The 18,547-nt window shown below is 61.8% G+C and carries 17 protein-coding genes; 14 read left to right on the top strand and 3 right to left on the bottom strand.

The window, feature by feature from the left end:
- The first annotated feature begins 190 nt into the window (after positions 1–190).
- From AB7Z56_RS28110 to AB7Z56_RS28080, 7 genes are all read left to right on the top strand, one after another.
- Positions 191–1,090, top strand: coding sequence for a 3-hydroxyacyl-CoA dehydrogenase (locus AB7Z56_RS28110; protein WP_085404124.1), 900 nt, complete (start codon positions 191–193; stop codon positions 1,088–1,090).
- A 22-nt stretch (positions 1,091–1,112) separates the two neighbouring features.
- Positions 1,113–2,063, top strand: coding sequence for a 3-hydroxyacyl-CoA dehydrogenase NAD-binding domain-containing protein (locus tag AB7Z56_RS28105; RefSeq protein WP_063986479.1), 951 nt, complete (start codon positions 1,113–1,115; stop codon positions 2,061–2,063).
- A gap of 85 nt (positions 2,064–2,148) precedes the next feature.
- Positions 2,149–3,369: an acyl-CoA dehydrogenase family protein gene (locus AB7Z56_RS28100; protein WP_063984105.1), complete on the top strand. Its 1,221-nt coding sequence runs from the start codon at positions 2,149–2,151 to the stop codon at positions 3,367–3,369.
- Between the two features lie 55 nt (positions 3,370–3,424).
- Positions 3,425–4,276, top strand: coding sequence for an enoyl-CoA hydratase-related protein (locus AB7Z56_RS28095; protein ID WP_084795195.1), 852 nt, complete (start codon positions 3,425–3,427; stop codon positions 4,274–4,276).
- Positions 4,277–4,313: 37 nt separating this feature from the next.
- Positions 4,314–5,540, top strand: coding sequence for a CaiB/BaiF CoA transferase family protein (locus tag AB7Z56_RS28090; protein WP_063984104.1), 1,227 nt, complete (start codon positions 4,314–4,316; stop codon positions 5,538–5,540).
- An 83-nt stretch (positions 5,541–5,623) separates the two neighbouring features.
- Complete coding sequence (locus AB7Z56_RS28085) at positions 5,624–6,409, top strand: enoyl-CoA hydratase (RefSeq protein WP_063984103.1); 786 nt, start codon at positions 5,624–5,626, stop codon at positions 6,407–6,409.
- Positions 6,406–6,975: an NADPH-dependent FMN reductase gene (locus tag AB7Z56_RS28080; protein WP_441256604.1), complete on the top strand. Its 570-nt coding sequence runs from the start codon at positions 6,406–6,408 to the stop codon at positions 6,973–6,975. Before AB7Z56_RS28085 ends, AB7Z56_RS28080 begins: the two co-directional genes overlap by 4 nt.
- Before the next feature lie 66 nt (positions 6,976–7,041).
- Here the strand turns inward: AB7Z56_RS28080 and AB7Z56_RS28075 are convergent, their stop codons facing one another.
- The 3 genes from AB7Z56_RS28075 to AB7Z56_RS28065 all read right to left on the bottom strand — a co-directional run bounded on the left by AB7Z56_RS28075 (position 7,042) and on the right by AB7Z56_RS28065 (position 10,491).
- Positions 7,042–7,623 carry a hypothetical protein gene (locus AB7Z56_RS28075; protein ID WP_441254216.1) on the bottom strand — a complete coding sequence of 194 codons (582 nt, stop codon included), beginning with the start codon at positions 7,621–7,623 and terminating at the stop codon, positions 7,042–7,044.
- Positions 7,548–8,879: an NAD(P)/FAD-dependent oxidoreductase gene (locus AB7Z56_RS28070; RefSeq protein WP_084795194.1), complete on the bottom strand. Its 1,332-nt coding sequence runs from the start codon at positions 8,877–8,879 to the stop codon at positions 7,548–7,550. Before AB7Z56_RS28070 ends, AB7Z56_RS28075 begins: the two co-directional genes overlap by 76 nt.
- A 106-nt stretch (positions 8,880–8,985) precedes the next feature.
- A complete protein-coding gene (locus AB7Z56_RS28065; RefSeq protein ID WP_441256603.1) occupies positions 8,986–10,491 on the bottom strand; it encodes a threonine/serine ThrE exporter family protein in 1,506 nt (501 codons plus the stop codon).
- 453 nt (positions 10,492–10,944) lie between these two features.
- On the opposite strand from AB7Z56_RS28065, the gene AB7Z56_RS28060 reads away from it, so the two are divergent.
- From AB7Z56_RS28060 to AB7Z56_RS28030, 7 genes are all read left to right on the top strand, one after another.
- Positions 10,945–11,988: a heme o synthase gene (locus tag AB7Z56_RS28060; protein ID WP_441256602.1), complete on the top strand. Its 1,044-nt coding sequence runs from the start codon at positions 10,945–10,947 to the stop codon at positions 11,986–11,988.
- A complete protein-coding gene (cyoA, locus tag AB7Z56_RS28055) occupies positions 11,900–12,880 on the top strand; it encodes a ubiquinol oxidase subunit II (RefSeq protein ID WP_441256601.1) in 981 nt (326 codons plus the stop codon). Before AB7Z56_RS28060 ends, cyoA begins: the two co-directional genes overlap by 89 nt.
- Positions 12,877–14,865: a cytochrome o ubiquinol oxidase subunit I gene (gene cyoB / locus AB7Z56_RS28050; protein WP_441256600.1), complete on the top strand. Its 1,989-nt coding sequence runs from the start codon at positions 12,877–12,879 to the stop codon at positions 14,863–14,865. The genes cyoA and cyoB overlap by 4 nt, the downstream gene beginning before the upstream one ends.
- Entirely contained in the window at positions 14,862–15,494 is a 633-nt protein-coding gene (cyoC, locus tag AB7Z56_RS28045; protein ID WP_231144552.1) for a cytochrome o ubiquinol oxidase subunit III, read from the top strand. The genes cyoB and cyoC overlap by 4 nt, the downstream gene beginning before the upstream one ends.
- Entirely contained in the window at positions 15,491–15,886 is a 396-nt protein-coding gene (gene cyoD, locus AB7Z56_RS28040) for a cytochrome o ubiquinol oxidase subunit IV (protein WP_063984097.1), read from the top strand. The genes cyoC and cyoD overlap by 4 nt, the downstream gene beginning before the upstream one ends.
- Before the next feature lie 777 nt (positions 15,887–16,663).
- Positions 16,664–17,464 (top strand): acetoacetate decarboxylase family protein, encoded by an 801-nt coding sequence (locus AB7Z56_RS28035; RefSeq protein ID WP_063984095.1) that lies wholly within the window; start codon positions 16,664–16,666, stop codon positions 17,462–17,464.
- A 129-nt stretch (positions 17,465–17,593) separates the two neighbouring features.
- On the top strand, positions 17,594–18,394 hold the full coding sequence (locus AB7Z56_RS28030; protein ID WP_063986473.1) for an acetoacetate decarboxylase family protein: 801 nt from the start codon (positions 17,594–17,596) through the stop codon (positions 18,392–18,394).
- Positions 18,395–18,547 lie beyond the last annotated feature (153 nt).

The raw sequence follows: 18,547 nt of genomic DNA, 5'->3' as shown, positions 1-18,547 counted from the left end.
TTTGATCCCTGACTTGTTGAAAGCTGCTGCTCTCGCAGTGGTGCTCGTCCCGACGTCCCGGGGGGCGCCAGGTGATCAAGCAGCAGACCCATCCCAGCGATGACATTCCTGTCCAAGATGAATGACGGCGATCGCGTCATAGTCGCGTCACCTGACCCGGTCCGTGGTCGGGCCAGGATGCAGGTGCGACATGCCAAACGCCGTCACGAAATCAAGCCCCACGATCCCTCGTCTCTTCGTCCTCGAATTGAACGCGGGCTGCATTCACCTGATGAATGCGGATGGCTCCGACCGCACGACCATCGTCACCGGCTGCCACCTTCCGGATGGCATCGTCGTGGATGTCGAGGCTGGCCATATCTACTGGACCAACATGGGCATCCCGAGCCTGGATGACGGGTCCATCGAGCGCGCCGACATCGACGGCAAGAACCGCAAGACCATCGTCCCGCGGGGACACACCCACACGCCGAAGCAGATCATCCTCGATAAGAAGGGCGGCAAGCTCTACTGGTGCGATCGCGAGGGTATGCGCGTCATGCGCTGTAACCTCGAGGGCTCGCGGCTGGAGACGCTCATCGAAGCGGGCCACGGCGAAGCCGATCGCAAGGACCAGATGCGATGGTGCGTCGGGCTGGCGATCGACCCGAAATTCGGTCGTATCTACTGGACGCAAAAGGGGCCTGATAATGCAGGGCTCGGTCGCATCTTCCGCGCCAATGTCGAAATCCCCGCCGGCCAGACCGCAGCCATGAGATCCGACATCGAGATATTCTACGACGGTCTGCCGGAGCCGATTGATCTGGAGATCGATCACCAGAGTCGAATTCTCTACTGGACCGATCGCGGTGATCCTCCGCGCGGCAACACGGTGAACCGGGCCTCGCTCGACAACAAGCCTGCCGAGCCGGAGATCGTGGTGACCCATCTCATGGAGGGGATCGGTATCGCGCTCGACGTTCCCAACGATCGCATGTTCGTGACCGATTTCGCGGGCTCGGTCTACTCCGCGCGGCTCGACGGGTCCGGCGAGCGCAACTTCCTCTACGCCCAGGGCAATCTCACCGGCATTGCCTATGCCGAAGTCTGACCAACGCATTGGAGAGAACGACATGACCGACACCAAGCCCATTCGCCGTATCGCCATCATCGGCACCGGCGTGATCGGCGCGAGCTGGAGCTCGCTATTTCTCGCCAAGGGATTGCAGGTCGTTGCGACCGATATCGCGCCGAACGCGGAAGCAGCACTAAGGAAGTTCGTCGAGACGGCCTGGCCGGCGCTCAAGCGATTGGGCTTGTCGCCCGGAGCTTCGCAGTCGAACCTCACGTTCACGCCCGACATCGCGCAGGCACTCGCCGGCTCCGACCTCGTCCAGGAGAACGGGCCCGAGCGGATCGAATTCAAGCAGAAGCTCTATGGCCAGCTCGACGAGCTGTTGCCGCCCGACGTGATCATCGCATCGAGCTCGTCGGGGCTCACCATGAGCGAAATCCAGAAGGGTGCCGCATCCCATCCCGAGCGCTGCGTCATCGCCCATCCGTTCAATCCGCCCCATCTGATCCCGCTGACGGAGATCGTCGGCGGGGCAAAGACCTCGGAAGCCACGATCCGGCGCGCAACGGAATTCTACACGTCGATCGGGCAACGGACGGTGCGCCTCAACAAGGAAATGCCGGGGCACGTCGCCAACCGCCTGCAGGCGGCGCTGAGCCGCGAAGTCTATTACCTCGTGGCCGAGGGCGTGGTGAGCGCCGCCGACGTCGACACCGCCCTGAGCTGGGGCCCGGGTTTGCGCTGGGGCGTCATGGGCAGCCTGATGCTGAACCATCTCGGTGGCGGTCCGGGCGGCATCGAGCACTTCTTCCAGCAGTTCACCGGCCCGATGACGGCCTGGTGGAAGACCCTCGGCTCGCCCGTGCTGACGCCGGACGTGCAAAAGAAACTCATCGACAGCGTCCATGCCGAGGCCGGATCGCGCACCATCGCGGAGCTGGAGGCGGAGCGCGACGAAATTCTGCTCGGCCTGATCGAGCTGCGCAAGAAGGCTGCGAAGCCGAGCTGACGCAATCGGCAGCGTCCGCGAGATCAATCATACCTTCAACCCTTCACTTTTCAGGCTTCCGAGCCGCAGCGAGGAGATATCGCAAATGTCCACCGCAAACACAGCAGGCAAGACCGCCGCGCCGAAGTCACCGCCGGCACCCAATGGCGATTTCTACCAACTGGTCGACCTCCTCACCCCGGACGAAAAGGCGCTCGTCAAGAAGGTGCGGACCTACATGGAGACCAAGGTCCAGCCGGTCATCAACAAGTACTGGTCCGACGACGCGTTTCCGTTCGAACTGCTGCCGTCGTTCAAGGAGCTTGGCCTCGGTGGGCTCGGCTTCAAGGGCTATGGCTGCGCGGGCGGCAGCCAGAAGCTGTTCGGCTTCGTGGCGATGGAGCTGGCGCGCACCGACGCCTCGTTCTGCACGTTCTTCGGCGTGCATAGCGGCCTCGCCATGGGCTCGATCTATCTCGACGGCTCCGAGGAGCAGAAGCAGAAATGGCTGCCGGCGATGGCGCGCTGGGAAAAGATCGGCTGCTTCGGCCTCACCGAGCCGCTGGTCGGCTCCGGAACGAGCGGCGGCCTGACCACGACGGCCAAGCGGGAAGGCGATACCTGGATTCTCAACGGACAGAAGCGATGGATCGGCAATGCGCCTTGGTGCGACATCTCCATCATCTGGGCGCGCGACCTTGCCGACAATCAGGTCAAGGGATTCATCGTCGAGAACAAGTCGACGCCCGGGTTCAGCGTCGAGAAGATCGAGCACAAGATCGCGCTCAAGGTGGTCCAGAACGGCCAGATCACGCTGAAGGACGTGCGGGTGCCTGAAGCGAACCGCCTCCAGGGCGGCAATTCCTTTCGCGACACCGCGCGCGTGCTGCGGATGACGCGCTACATGGTGGGCTGGGCATCGACCGGCATCCAGATGGGCGCATACGAGGCCACCCTCAAATATGCCCAGGAACGATTGCAATTCGGCAAGCCGATCGCCTCGTTTCAGCTGATCCAGGATCTGCTCGCCAAGATGCTCGGCAATCTGACCGCGTGCCAGTGCCTGATGCTCCGCCTGGCGCAGCTCGATGACGAAGGCAAGCTCGGCGACCATCACGCGGCACTGGCGAAGGCATTCTGCACGGCGAAGTCGCGCGAGACGGTCTCATGGGGCCGCGAGGTGCTGGGCGGCAACGGGATCGTCGCCGACTACAACGTCGCGCGCTTCTTCGCCGACGCCGAGGCGCTCTACTCCTACGAAGGCACCTATCAGATGCAGAATCTGATCGTCGGCAAGGCCATCACCGGTCACGGCGCTTTCCTCTGACCTTTCAGCGGGGCCGGCGCATCGGCGCCGGCTGCCCTACTCAGGAGACACGACCATGGTTTCGGGAACTGCACCGTTCACCCCTTCGCCTGCAACAGCACCAAGCTCAGCACCGAGAGCGGCGCTGGCCCTTGCGAACGTCCAGTACGAGAAAAAGGGCCCGATCGCCTACGTGACGGTCAATCGGCCTAAAGTGCTCAATGCACTCAATACGCCGACCTGGACCGATTTGCACGCGGCATTCGAGGATGCCAAAGCGGACGCGTCCGTGCGCGGCGTCATCCTCACCGGCGCTGGCGACAAGGCGTTCATCGCCGGCGCCGACATCAGTGAACTCGCCCATGTCGATGCTTACGACGCCGAGGAGTCCAGCCGGTTCGGCCAGGGTGTGCTGGACCTCATCGAAAATCTCGGCAAGCCGGTGATCGCGGCGATCAACGGCTTTGCGCTGGGCGGCGGCTGCGAGACGGCGATGGCCTGCACGATCAGGATTGCGGCCGAGCATGCCAAATTCGGTCAGCCCGAGGTCAAGCTCGGCCTGTTGCCCGGCGGTGGCGGAACGCAACGCCTGCCGCGCCTGGTGGGAAAGGGGCGTGCGTTGCAGCTGATCCTCACCGGCGAGACGATTTCCGCGCAGGAAGCCTATCGCATCGGCCTCGTCAACGAAGTCGTTGCTGCCAGCAGTCTGATCGATCGCGCCGAGACGGTCCTGAAGCAGATCATGGCCAACGCGCCGATCGCCGTGAAGTTCTCGCTGGAAGCGGCCAATAAGGGCATGGACACGAGCCAAAGCGAAGGCCTTGTGCTGGAAGCCTCGTTCTTCGGCATTTGCGCCGCCACCGAAGACAAGAAGGAAGGCACCGCAGCCTTCCTCGAAAAACGTGCGCCGCAGTTTCGCGGACGCTGAAACAAGGCCGCTCTGAGCGGATTTGGAAAGGACGCCCATGGCAAACGACAACATTTTCTCCGGACTGAAGGTGGTGGACCTCGCGAGCTTCATCGCGGGCCCGAGCGCCGCCGTGATCCTGTCCGACTTTGGCGCCGACGTGATCAAGGTGGAGCCGCCGAGCGGCGAGCTGTGGCGACATGCGAACCACCTCCCGCCGCAGCCGGTCGCCGACGATGCCTATCCCTGGCACCTGGCCAACCGCAACAAGCGCGGCATGGCACTCGACCTGAAATCTCCGGAGGCCCATCAGGTTCTCGAGAAACTGGTCAAATGGGCCGACGTGCTCATCGTCAACACGCCGCATCCGGCGCGCAAGAAACTGAAGCTCGAATATGAGGATGTGGTGGGGTGGAATCCGCGCCTGATCTACGCCGACATCACGGGCTTCGGCGACAAGGGACCGGACGCGAATCTTCCCGGCTTCGACATCACGTCCTACTGGGCCCGCAGCGGATTGCTGTCGATGACGCGCGATGCCGGTGCGCCGCCGACCTGGCCGGTGGCCGGCAGCGGCGACAACGCCACCGCCGTTGGGCTCTATTCGGCGATCGTCACGGCCCTGTATCGCCGTGAACGGACCGGGGAGGGAGCGCATGTCACCACCTCGCTTCTCGCCGAGGGCGTGTGGTCTGCCAGCGTCTCGATCCAGGCCGCGCTGTGCGATGCGAAATTCTTCGGGCTGCATGATCGCATGCACCCCGCAAATGCGGCCATGAACGTGTATCGCGCCAAGGATGATACCTGGTTCGTTCTCATCATCACGCCCGACAAGGTGGAGGCCGTGGCGAAGGCGATCGGCCGCCCCGATCTCCTGACTGATCCGCGGTTCTCCGACCCGGCGAAGCTGACGGCGAACATGACGGAGCTCACGGCGATTCTCGACGAGACCTTCTGTGCCGAGCCGATGGCACATTGGTACGAGGTATTCAACGGCGTTCACGTGACGTTCGGAGCAGTACGCGGGCCACAGGAGGTGATCAACGACCCCCAGCTCCGGGCCAACGACATCATCGTGCCCCTCGAGGGGGCGGGCGGCAAGCTGACGTCCACGATCTCCAGCCCGCTTCAGGTGCATGGTGTCGCCAAGGTGCCCGCGAAGCGCGCGCCGAAGATCGGAGAGCATAACGACGAGGTTCTCCGGCAGCTGGGATTCAGCGCGGCCGAGATTGATGGTCTGCACGCGAGCGGTACCGTTCCGAAGGCAAAGGGCCAAGCGGCCTAGCGCGATGACAGGGGGTGTGGCGGCGCTAGCCGCCGCGACCCTGCGTTGCGGTCAAACTCAGCAAAGGGTTCAGGAGTTCGACCATGGATGAGATCGTGACCGAACATGCCGCGGGCATCTTGCGTATCCAGTTGAACCGCCCGACAAAGCGGAACGCGATGACATCGGCCATGTACGTGGCTCTCGCTGATATCTTCAACGCGGCGGCGAATGACGAGGGTACGCGTGTCATTCTCTGGCATGGCGCGGGAGATTCGTTCTGCGCCGGCAATGACATCGATGACTTTCTCAAGAATCCTCCAGGACCGGGTGAATCGCCACAAGCGGGCCTCATGCATGCACTGGTTGACTTCGACAAGCCACTGGTCGCGGCAGTCCACGGCGCTGCGATCGGCGGCGGCACGACCATGCTGACGCACTGCGACTTCATCTACGCGGGCGAGAGCGCAAAATTCCAGATGCCCTTCATCAATCTGGCGCTCGTTCCGGAGTTCGGATCGAGCTGCTCAGTGCCGGCGCGGATCGGTCACGTCCGTGCAGCCGAGCTGATCTTGATGGGATCTCCATTCGATGCCCGGCGTGCGGCGGAGCTGGGACTGGTGACCGAAGTTGTCCCCGACAACGATCTCCGGGCGAAGGCAACCGACACGGCCCGGAAGTTGGCAGCGAAGCCCGCGGCTGCGTTACAGGCCAGCAAGCGGCTCATGAAGCAGCCATTTCGCGAGCAGATCAAGGCCGCGATGAAGGCCGAGAACGAAGAATTCAGCACGCAAGTCCGCTCCGAAGATGCAAGGGAAGCGTTCACGGCTTTCGTGGAAAGGCGCAAGCCCGACTTCACGCGAAACATCAAGTCTCAAGCGACTGCATGACCAAGGAAAAGCCGATGTACGTATGCGTATTGGTTGGAAGCCTGCGGAAGGCTTCGTTCAACGGGATGCTGGCGAATGCACTGATCTCGCTGGCGCCGTCCTCGATGAGGCTCGACATCGTCGAGATCGGAGGATTGCCATTTTACAATGAAGATCTCGATACCGCAGCTCCGCCCGCGCAATGGACCGCGTTCCGCCAGCGCATGAAGGCCGCCGACGCCGTTCTGTTCGTCACGCCGGAATATAACCGGTCAGTGCCTGCCGTGCTCAAGAACGCGCTGGATGTCGGTTCCAGGCCGTATGGACGCAGCGTCTGGGACCGCAAGCCGGGTGCGATCGTCAGCGGCTCGCCCGGGGCGATCGGAGGCTTCGGCGCCAATCATCATCTCAGGCAATCGCTCGTGTTTCTGAACGTGCCGACCCTGCAGCAGCCTGAGGCCTATCTCGGGCATGTCGACAAGCTGTTCGATGAGCACGGCAAGCTCGCTGGCGACGGCACCAGCAAATTCCTCCGGGCGTTCATGCAGGCGTTCGCCAATTGGGCCGAGACGGTTCGGCCCAAATGATCCGATCTCGGGGGCAGCGCGTCTGCCCCCTCGCGGCAAGAGCGGGCTGAAATCGCAGCGTCGCGCTCAAAAATGGATCGGCCGCATTTGCTCGAATTCGTCGCGGCACGCGCGGCTGAAGTCATGCAGCAGATCGATCGTGCCATCGATGGCCATTTCGCGCAGTTGGACAAAGCTCTTGTCCGGCTCCAGATAGGTGTCCAGGATTTTTCGGGTGACGTCCTCGGCATGATGGACCACCGGCTTTGAAGATATCGCCCGCATCGCGCTCATCTTGGCGTAAAGGCTGACCAGGCTCGGAATGTCGGCTTTATCGTGCTGGAGCGCATCGATGTAACATTTGGCGGCGTCCTCGATGAAATCCCTGTACAGGGTCTGCCGCCGAGTCTCCTCGTGAAGGACCCACTGCGCGCGGACCTGGCTTCGCTGGCTCCGCCAATTGGCTATTCCGCTTGTCAGGCCGCCCACGGCTGCACCGGTGAGAGCGGCGAGCGCGGATATGATGGAAGCGTCCACAGGTGCAGTCCTTAACGAATTTCCGGGAATGCTTGCAAGGTCTTGATTGGCCGCAACTATGACGAGGACGATCTCGGTCCCTCGGAAATCAGCCGTGAGCTCCTTTGCCCCGACAGATACGACCAGAACCACTGGGTCTGGACTCGAAACCTGTTCTGGAGTTGCGGCAGGGCGAGCACATGCAACGCGGCCCACACCCACCAGGTCAAAAAGCCGCTGCTGCGCAAATGGCCGGACTCGAGAATCGCAAAATTCTTGCCGACCACCGCCATGTTGCCCTTGTCGCGATACCGAAACGGTCGGCCATCCTTGTGTCCCTTGACGCGGCTGGCGATGACCTGACCGACAAATCGTCCCTGCTGAATGGCTGCCTGCGCGACCCCGGGGACGGGGTGACCATCCTGGGTCATCGTGGCCGCATCCCCTGCAACAAAGACGTTGGGCGCATCGGGAATGTCCATGAAGGCGCCCACGAATGCGCGCCCGGCGCGGTCTGTCCGGGTCGCCAGCATCTTCACGACCGGGGAAGCGCTGACGCCTGCCGTCCAAAGTACGGTGGCGCTGGGAATGCGGACGCCGGCCGCGATCACGCCCTGATCGTCAACCTTCTCGACCTTTACGCCCGTCGAGACCTCGACTCCGAGTTTCGTCAGTCGCTTGGCCGCCTTTCGCGACAGCGATTCCGCAAAGGTCGGCAGGATGCGAGTGCCGCCATCCAGCAGAACAATCCGGCTCTTGGCGGGGTCGATCTTGCGGAAATTGTTACGCAGGGTCACCGAGACCAGTTGAGCGATCGAAGCGGCAAGCTCGACGCCGGTCGGACCGGCGCCCACCAGAACGAAGGTCATTTGGCGAGCGCGCTCGTTCTCGTCATCGGTTGCTTCAGCCAGTTCAAATGCGCTCAAGATCTTGGTCCGGATCGTTTCGGCGTCGCTCAGGCTCTTGAGGCCCGGTGCGAACCGCGCGAACTCGTCATGACCGAAATAGCTCGGACGCATTCCGGTCGCGATCACCAGGAAATCGTACTCGAGCTTTCGACTGCCAATCTCCGGGCAGATGGCCTCGACGGTGCGTGCTCCCAGGTTGACGCCCTTGACCTCGGCCAGCATGACGCTGAGATTTTTCTGCTTTGCCTCGAGTTGCCGGATCGGTGCCGCGATCTCGGATGGCGCCAGAACAGCGGTGGCGACCTGGTACAGGAGCGGCTGAAAGATATGGTGATTGCGGCGGTCGACCAGCGTGATCTCGACATCGGCTCGCTTCAGAGCCCGTGCCGCCGCGATACCGGCAAAGCCACCGCCGACGATCAGGACGCTTTTTTTGCCTGGGGCCGCCTTTGTCGACGGCGGCTTTTCTTGCGGGAACGATTTGGTGAGAATTGTCGTCATGGGTACACCGACTCTCCAGGGCCAGCCGCCCCCCCCAGGGTCAGATACAGCGGAGCTCCGGATTAATCTTGGATGGCGCTGCGGTGCATTGAACGACCGTGCCTGATCATCCGGGGAAGGGTCTGAGCCGCTCGTACAGCATGCGCGGGAGGATCAGCCCGAAGGCCATCGCCGTGATGATCAAAAGCGCCGTGGCACTGCTCGCAGCGATACTGGTGACCAGAGCCGCCGGTGCGCCCGGGCCGATTGAGACCAGTTCGACGAGGCCCGTCGCAGTGTTGAACAGGAAGAAACCAGGCATCAACGAGACAACGGCGGAGAACGCGACCGCCGCGAAGGGCAGATGCAGGCGATCGACCACGGGAGCCGTGAGGGCGCTGGCAAACATGCAGGCGACGAGTGTTCCGGCCGGAGCACTTCCGCCGGCGGAGATCACCGCCCAGTGTGCGGCATGTGCAAGCATGCCGACTGCAATCGGGAAAGGCAGCAGACGCGATGGCATTGAGAAGAAAGTACCGAATGAGGCGACTGCGCATCCTGCTGCGATCACATCGATGATCAACGGCAGGGGCGGAGATGGCCCGGCTATCGCGAGTTGCCCGCCGGCGGCCGTGTACCCGAACAGACCGCCGGCGCAGATCAGCAGCACGATGATGCCGGCATAGGCCAGGCGGGTCATGCCCAGTGCGATGCGCGTGCGAGCGAGGTCCATGGCACCGTTGAGGATATGCGGACCGGGGACAAGCACCATGCAGGGACAGAAGGCGACCAGCGCAATTGCATCCGACAGTCGAAATCGGCTGGCAACAGCAGCTACAGCACCGGCGACCAGCGCGGCGCAAAGTGGCTGGAGGAGCGGGTTATGGCTGAAGCCGGACAGCCTGCGCCTGATGAGCGCGCCGGCGGCTGCGCTCATTGCGATCAGGAGCAGGCTCATCGCATCGAGCGCGCCGAAGATGACGCCAAGCGAGGCCGCACCAACGGCTGCGAACAAGGTGAAGCGTGGCGTGGAAGCGGGCGGTAGACGACCGGCCGACTCAAGTGCGGATTGCGCGGCACCGGCCGGCAATGTGCCGTCGCAGATCTGATCTATCACCGTCGTAACGGCGAGTACCCTGCCCATGTCGACGCCGAGCGGCCTGGCGGGCACAGCTTGCGAGACGCGCGAGCCATCCAATTCGATGATCAGTTCGTCCCATTGCGGGAGCACCTTCACCGCGACGCCGAGCGCGCGCCCAAGACGCGTGGCAGCGACAACCGTCCGTTCCGTGGTCTGACCGTGAGCAAACAGAAGAGCGGCCGCCAGCACGGTCGTGCTCAGCGCCGTTTCGCAAGACGGCGGTTCGGCGCGCGAGCTCTCCGGCTTTCGCTCGGTCAATTGCGTTGCGCGGTCCAGTAGCCCGAGCATCGTGAGCTTCCCGAATAGCCGCTCCACCTTCCGCGACCCGAGTTCCCGGAAAGTCTGCCCGTGCCGGACGCGAATTTGTCGTGAACCTCTACCGAAGCGCGGACCGAACCGGATTTCGCGACGTAGCCCCTGAATTTCACGAGATTGGGATGCGTGACTATTCCGTCGGAAATATTGACGGTGAAGTTGTAGCTGGGATCGCATGCGCCGCCTTGCGTCACGAAGACGAGATCCCAGGAGCCGTCATAGGCGGATCGTGCCTGCGCGGCCGGGGCCATCAGGCAAACAGCTGCAATCGTCCAGAGCAAAGGCATCTTCATCGATAGTTCTCCGTAGGCTCGGCGAACGTTTCCACGCAAACGGAACGAATTTCGCCGATGTTCAAACCAGGGATCGAGCGTCACAGATATAGGGCTGCTCTAGGAAGAATTGGCGCAAAGCGCTTGTTGAAAAGTGCTCAGATCACTTTGAATCGTGCGTTCACGAAAGATGCAGGCGCGACCAGACGCCCAGCCAATTGTTTTGAGCAGGATTGGCTCCAATCGAGCAGCCATATTCAATCGCGGCCACCGCTGGGCAGACATACTGAACGCACGCACTGTCGCTGTTCGAACGGAGCACGACAGGTCGCATTCAGAATGAACCTGGAGCCGCGAGATGAACGTCAAGTCCATTGCTGGCCAGCTTGTGGAAAGACGCGCTCGTACCCCTCATTCGCTGGCTGACCATTGGAATGTGTCTGACTTCGTCGCCCTCACAAAGCCGCGCGTGATGATGCTCGCGGTCTTCACCGCGCTCGTCGGATTGAGCTCCGCTCCGGTTCGCCTTGATCCGCTAACGACCCTTGCGGCAGTTCTTGCCATTGCAGCGGGAGCCGGAGCCGCCGGTGTCCTCAACATGTGGTACGACGCCGATATCGATGCGGTCATGAGCCGCACCGCCATGCGGCCAATTCCGCTCGGCAAGATCTCCCGGTTCGCGGCGCTTGTCCTTGGACTCCTTCTTGGCGGGTTCTCCGTGGTGGCTCTCGCCCTGGCGACGAACCTCGTGGCAGCCGCGTTACTGGCGGGCGCTATCCTCTTTTATGTCGTGGTGTACACGGCGTGGCTGAAGCGGTCCACGCGGCAGAACATCGTCATCGGCGGCGCTGCCGGCGCGCTGCCGCCGGTGATCGGATGGGCCGCGGCAACAGGCGATATCGGGCTGGAGCCGCTTGCGCTGTTCCTCATCATCTTTCTCTGGACGCCGCCCCATTTCTGGGCGCTGGCACTCAACCGCACCGAGGATTACGCCGGCGCGGGCGTACCGATGCTGCCGGTTGTTGCGGGACGCTCGGTCACAACACGGCAGATATTGATCTACAGCGGTCTCCTGGCTCTCGGTTCGGAGCTGCCCTGGGCACTGGGGTTCGCAGGCGTGATCTACGGCGTCACCGTTGCGATCTGCGGGGCGCTTTTCCTCATGCTTGCATTTCTGCTGGACAGAAGCATCGGGCCTGATCGCCGTCCCGCCCACAGGCTGTTCGTGTTCTCCATCTTCTATCTGTTCGCGTTGTTCGCAGCGTTCCTGGTTGACCATGGCGGCGAGTCATTCCGGCGCACGCGTGCCTCGCATGCGGGCATTGCCACGTCGGTGCATGCTGATCGCCTGCCGGAGGTCGCCCGGAGCGCATGGCGCACCAACAGTCCCAGGGAGCTCTAACATGCGATACGGCTTACTGGCAGCCCTCCTGACCGGGGCCATGATGCTCGGCGGCTGCACCGAAGGCGTGCTCGATCCGAAAGGGCCGATCGCGCTGGCCGAGCGGCAAATTCTGTTTAACGCGCTCGGCATCATGCTTGCGATCGTGATCCCAGTGATCCTTGCGATACTAGGCTTCGCCTTCTGGTTTCGTGCATCGAACGAGCGTGCGCGCTATCGGCCGGATTTCACATATTCCGGACGTCTTGAACTGCTGGTCTGGTCCATCCCCGCAATGACGGTGCTCCTGGTCGGCGGCGTCGCATGGATCGGCGCACACGATCTCGATCCGGGCAAGCCGATTAGCTCGACGGTCAAGCCTGTCAACGTTGAAGTCGTCTCGCTCGACTGGAAATGGCTGTTCATCTATCCCGAGCAGGGCATCGCGAGCGTCAACAAGCTGGTCGTGCCGGTGGGGACGCCGATCAGCTTTGAACTGACCTCATCGAGCGTCATGAACAGCTTCTTCGTGCCTCAGCTCGGGAGCCAGATCTACACCATGTCGGGAATGGCGACCCGCCTCCACCTGCAGGCGGACCATCTCGGAACCTATCCAGGGATCTCCGCCATGTTCAGCGGCGAGGGCTTTCCCTACATGCACTTCACGGTCGAAGCAGTGACCGACGGTGGATTTGCGCAATGGGTTCGGCAGACCGGCGAAACCGGTTCGATCCTCGATAAGCAAGCTTACGCCGATCTGGTCAAGCCGAGCAAGGCGGTCGCGCCGTTCACCTATCGTGGCGTCGTCTCCGATCTGTTCAGCAGCATCGTAAATGCTGGGATGGGCACCCAAGACTCCCATCAAGACTCTTCTCTATCAGTTTGTTCAACCTCGCAGAGGGCAGAGCGATGAATCTCCTCGGAAAGCTCGATTGGAGCGCGATTCCTCTCCATGAGCCGATCATCATGGGTGCAACGGGCTTCATGGTCCTGGTCGTGCTGGTCGTTCTCGGATTTATCACGGCGAAGGGAGCTTGGCCCTATCTATGGCGCGAGTGGCTCACCTCGGTCGACCACAAGCGGATAGGCGCCATGTATTGCATACTGGCGCTCGTCATGATGCTGCGCGGCTTCAGCGATGCGATCATGATTCGCGCGCAGCAGGCGCTCGCAGCCGGCGGTGCACAAGGTTATCTGCCGCCCGAACATTTCAATCAGATTTTCTCGGCGCACGGCACGATTATGATCTTGTTCATGGCAATGCCGTTCGTGGTCGGGCTCATGAACTTCGCAGTACCGCTGCAACTCGGTGTTCGCGATGTGGCATTCCCGACGCTCAATTCCGTCAGCTTCTGGCTGACCGCCTCGGGCGCGTTGTTGGTCAACATTTCGCTGGCGGTCGGCGAGTTCTCGAAAGCAGGTTGGTGGGGGTATCCGCCACTGAGCGAATTGCAATACTCGCCCGGTGTCGGCGTCGACTACTATCTCTGGTCTCTGCAGATATCGGGTATCGGTACCCTGCTGGCGGGAATAAATTTCGTCACGACCATCCTCAAATTGCGGGCACCGGGGATGGGCTATATGCGCATGCCGGTCTTCTGCTGGACCGCGCTTGCCGCCAACCTGCTCATTGTCGCGGCTTTTCCGGTCCTGACCGCGACGCTCGCGATGCTGGCGCTGGATCGCTATCTCGGCTTTCACTTCTTCACGCTCGAAGGCCAGGGCAATCAGATGCTGTACTCCAACCTGTTCTGGGTATGGGGGCACCCCGAAGTCTACATCCTGATCCTGCCGGCGTTCGGCGTCTTCTCGGAAGTGATGGCGACCTTCTCCGGCAAGCCGTTGTTCGGCTATCGCTCGATGGTCGCCGCGACGATGGCCATCTGTATCCTCTCCTTCCTGGTCTGGCTGCACCACTTCTTCACAATGGGTGCCAGCGCGAACGTCAACGGCTTCTTCGGCGTCATGAGCATGATCATCGCCTTGCCGACGGGCGCGAAGATCTTCAACTGGCTGTTCACGATGTACGGCGGCCGGGTTCGTTTCTCGGTGCCGGTGCTGTGGTCGATTGGCTTCATGGTGACTTTCGTCATCGGCGGCATGACCGGTGTGCTCATGGCGGTGCCCCCGGCCGACTTCCAGCTGCACAACAGCGTGTTCCTGGTCGCGCACTTCCACAATGTCGCCATTGGCGGCGTCGTGTTCGGAGTGATGGCGGGGTACAATTATTGGTTTCCCAAGGCGTTCGGGTTCAAGCTCGACGAACGCTGGGGCAGAGCCTCTTTCTGGTGCTGGTTCGTCGGCTTCTATGTCGCCTTCATGCCGCTCTACGTGCTCGGCCTGATGGGCATGACCCGGCGCATGCAACATTACGACAATTTGTCCTGGCAGCCGTGGTTGATAGCGGCGGCATTCGGCACCGCTATCATCCTGGTCGGCGTCGCTTGCCAGATCGTCCAACTCGTTGTGTCGATCCGCAATCGCGAAGAATTGCGGGACGTGACCGGTGATCCCTGGAACGGCCGCACGCTCGAATGGGCGACGGCGTCCCCGCCGCCGGCATGGAACTTTGCGTTCCAACCCAAGGTCGCCGGACTGGATGCGTTCTGGAGCAGCAAAAGCCGCGCACTGGCGACAAGGGACGAGCCAGCGCCGGCGCGTAATTACGAGCCCGTCGAAATGCCGAAGAACAGCGCCACCGGCTTTGTTACGGCCTTCTTCGCGGTCGTCATCGGCTTTGCGCTGATCTGGCACATCTGGTGGCTGGCCGGCGTCGGGATGTTCGGCGCATTCGCGACGCTACTTACCTTCTCATTCCGCCGACACAACGAAGTTGAGGTGCCGGCCGAGGAGATCGCCCGGTTCGTGCAGGCCCACCAGGCTGGAGTTGCAGCATGAATATCGCCGTCGCAATCGATCAGATTCCGCAAGAGGCACTGCCAAGTGCGAGTGAAGCGGGACCTGCTCCAAAGAGGATCGTGGTCGCCTATGGCTTCTGGATCTTCCTGCTGAGCGACATCATCATGTTCGCCGCGCTGTTCGCGAGCTACGCGGTCCTCGTGCGCTCCACGGCCGGCGGCCCGACCGGCGCCCAGCTGTTCAACCAGACGACGGTCGCGATCGAGACAGCCTGCCTTCTCTTTTCGAGCTACACTTGCGGGCTGATGTCCTTGGCCGTGAATTCGCGCCGCTATTTCAGGACCTATTTGGGAGCGTTGATCACCTTCGTGCTCGGAGCCATATTCCTTGCTCTCGAGATCCGCGAATTCCTGAGCATGATCGCCATCGGCGCAGGGCCGCAGCGGAGTGCGTTTCTGTCCGCATTCTTCACGCTGGTCGGATGCCACGGGCTGCACGTTACGCTCGGACTGGTCTGGCTGACCGTGATGATGGTGCAGGTTGCGGTATTTGGATTCGCCGCGAGGGTGCAGCATCGCCTGCTCTGCTTCTCCTTGTTCTGGCACGCCCTCGATATCGTTTGGGTCGGGGTACTGACGGTGGTTTATCTGATGGGAGTGAGCTCATGACCGAGGTTCGACACGAACGCGCACCCGGAGACAGGCCGAGCCGCGAGATGGACGCATCGGCTCCATCCGAGCTTCTCGTCTACACGATCGGCCTGCTTGTGGCGGTTCTTCTCACGGCTACGTCATTCTGGGCTGCAAATACGACGCTGCTCTGGCCAGGCGGCGTAGTCCTCGGTCTCGCCGTCCTCGCCATTGCCCAGATGGGCATTCACCTGGTGTTTTTCCTGCACATCACCAGCGGGCCGGAGAGCACCAACAACGTGCTCGCGCTCGCCTTTGGCGCTCTCATCGTATTCGTCGTGATCGCCGGCACGATGTGGATCGTGGCAGACATGAACACGAACATGATGATGCCGTCGAGCATGCCGATGGGCATGAGGATGCAACGCTGAAGGGCGTCGCGGGGATGGCTGCTGTCGTTCGAGCATGCCGTCCTCGCGCAGTGCGTGTTCGTCAGCTTTGGTCGGCCACATCGATCGGAAGGCGCTCGACGGCGCCCATCGCGTCGTAATGCTGTGACGGGCCGACTATCTTGTGGGGCGTTTGCGAGTGCTATTGCTGTCCCTGGCGCCGGGGATTTGCGGGATATCCACCTGGATTACCTGCCTGCAGGTATCGCTGAGTTCGGAGCTCCGCTCTCTGAGACAAATCGTTATGTCGTCCGCATTGGGGATGAACGCACTGCAAAGTCGGAACACATCGGGCGTGCATGCCGCGCGCTGTTCCGGTGTTCCTTGCGAGAACGAGGGCGCGGACCAGGCGGTGGCGAGCAGCAGGCACAGGGACACACCCCACGCCGGGGATATCGACCGCCGTGGCATCCGCTTGTTTGAACTTTTCGTTTTCATCTGGAATCTCGTGCTGATCAATCGAGGCCGATACTCGACCTCGTCAGGCTGACACCGATACGCTCTCGTCGGAGCACGGGCTTGTCGCAAAATGTCAGCGTTTGTAGCTTTCGACCCTGCCGCGGCCCACCGCGTCCTGGAACGGCCTTGTGGGGGAGCGGGCAATATGCATCTGCCCGGTTCGGGCCGGTCTGTAGCAACCGCGAGTGCGCATGAACCGCCAAGGCGTCACACGTTCGTCCAAGCGTCGCGCCTGATACGGGCGCTAGTGTTCGATCCTGGAATGATGCGCCTGACACCGACTGCTGGCGGGGCGAGGACATGCTCAAGGGATTTACGGCTCCTCGGTCGCCTCGGGGGATTGCTGCATTGGTCCCACCGCCACCCTGGCACTTCGCTGGTGACGTGCTCGCGGTGGAATTCTGGAATGATCCCGATGTATCGGTCCAGATATTCCCCTCTGGCGTGGAGCTTGATGAGCGACGTCGAGGCCGCTCGGTCGCACTCTTCACGGACTATCAGTTCACGGCGCAGAACGAGGAATATCTGGACCCGGCCAGATATCAGTGCCGCGGGTTCAGCGTTCTCCTCGACGCGATGTGGAAGGGGACCCCAATAGCGTGGTGCCCATACTGCTATGTGGACAACGACGCTGCATTGATGAGAGGCTGGATTCAGGGCTATCCGAGAAAGTTCGGCACTGTGCACCTGACCCGCACCTTTGCCGCAGCGAGCATGGCTTCGGCGCCTCTCGCCAATGATAGCAGATTTTCGGCCTGCATGTCTGCTCACGGCCGCTTGCTGGTGCGGGCGAGCGTCGTTTTGCGCGAAAAGGCTGACCGTCTTGTCGGGCTTCTCGATCGCCGGATTGTGGGGCGGCGGTATTTTCCGCGGCTTTCGGCGGGCATGCACGACAAGCCGGCTGTGGACGAACTCGTTCGATGTATCTCGGATCATTCCCTGGTCACAAACATCTGGATCGGCGAGGGTGACCTCAATTTTCCGGAGGCCTACGGAGAGGAATTGGAGATGCTGGGTCCGCTCAAGGTTGGACGCGCATATCGGTTCTCGTTCTCCTATTCCGTCACCGACATCGAAGTTCTGGCAGACCTGACAGCGTAGCGGCCGGCTGATGCCAACAGACGTGTTCCGGATTGCGGCAGGAATCAACAAACCGGCGCATTTCAATCAAATCAAGCGGGGCTGGTTCCGGTAGCCTCTATGCCGAAAGCGATGCATCAGGACACGGGAATGCTGAAGGGCTTTACAGTTCCGAAGTCGCCATTCGGCCAGGCCGCTCTCACCCCGCCGCCACCCTGGCACTACGCTGGCGATGCTGTCGGAGTCGAATTCTGGACCGACCCCGACGCGACAGCAGCGACATTGCCGAATGGTCTTTCGCCGGATCCTGAGTCAAACGGTCACGCCGTCATGCTGTTTCTGGATTGGCAATTCACCGCCCAGGACGACGAATACCTCGAACCGGCTCGCTATCAGTATCGCGAGGCGTTTGTCCTGGTCGACGCAATGTATGTAGACATCCCGGTCATGTGGTGTCCGTACATCTATGTCGACAATGACGCTGCGCTGGCGCGCGGCTGGACACAGGGATTTCCCAAGAAGACGGGGAGCATCTTTCAGACACGCTCCTTTGTGGCTCCTGGGCCCGCCGCGGCGCCGATGGCGTCAGGCAGCCGGTTTGGCGCCAGCCTTTCGGCGCATGGCCAGCGTCTTGCGGAAGCGTGCGTCACCTTGCGCGAGCCGGTCGAAGACGGATTGTCTCTGCTCGGCCGCCCCACGGTCCTGCTGCGCTACTTTCCGAGCCTAGTGGCCGGCCGCCGGGACAAGCCTGCCGTCGACGAGCTGGCGATGTCAGTCACCGACAATCTCACCGTTGCCGGTGCATGGATCGGAACAGGAGAGCTCAATTTTCCGGATGCGAACGGTGAGGAGCTCCACTCGCTCGCGCCGCGTCGGATCGAGTCGGGCTTCCGGTACTCGCTTTCCTATTCGACCAGCGATCTGAAAATCCTCGAAGACCGTGCTTTATAAGTGACCTCTCGCGCCCGGACGGCGAAGTGCGCAGCCGCCGCTTCGCTAGGAGGTCCGTCGCAGGGCCGCTATCGGCGGCTATATTGTTGAAAATAAACAACTCTTTCGCGTCATCGAACGTTTGCTCAGCAAAAGAGCATTTGCCCGAATTTA

The organism is Bradyrhizobium sp. 482_C4_N1_8 (genome assembly GCF_052075965.1).
GTDB lineage: Bacteria > Pseudomonadota > Alphaproteobacteria > Rhizobiales > Xanthobacteraceae > Bradyrhizobium > Bradyrhizobium barranii.
The sequence above is the reverse complement of the archived record's forward strand: the minus strand, read 5'-3'. Positions and strand labels throughout refer to the sequence as shown.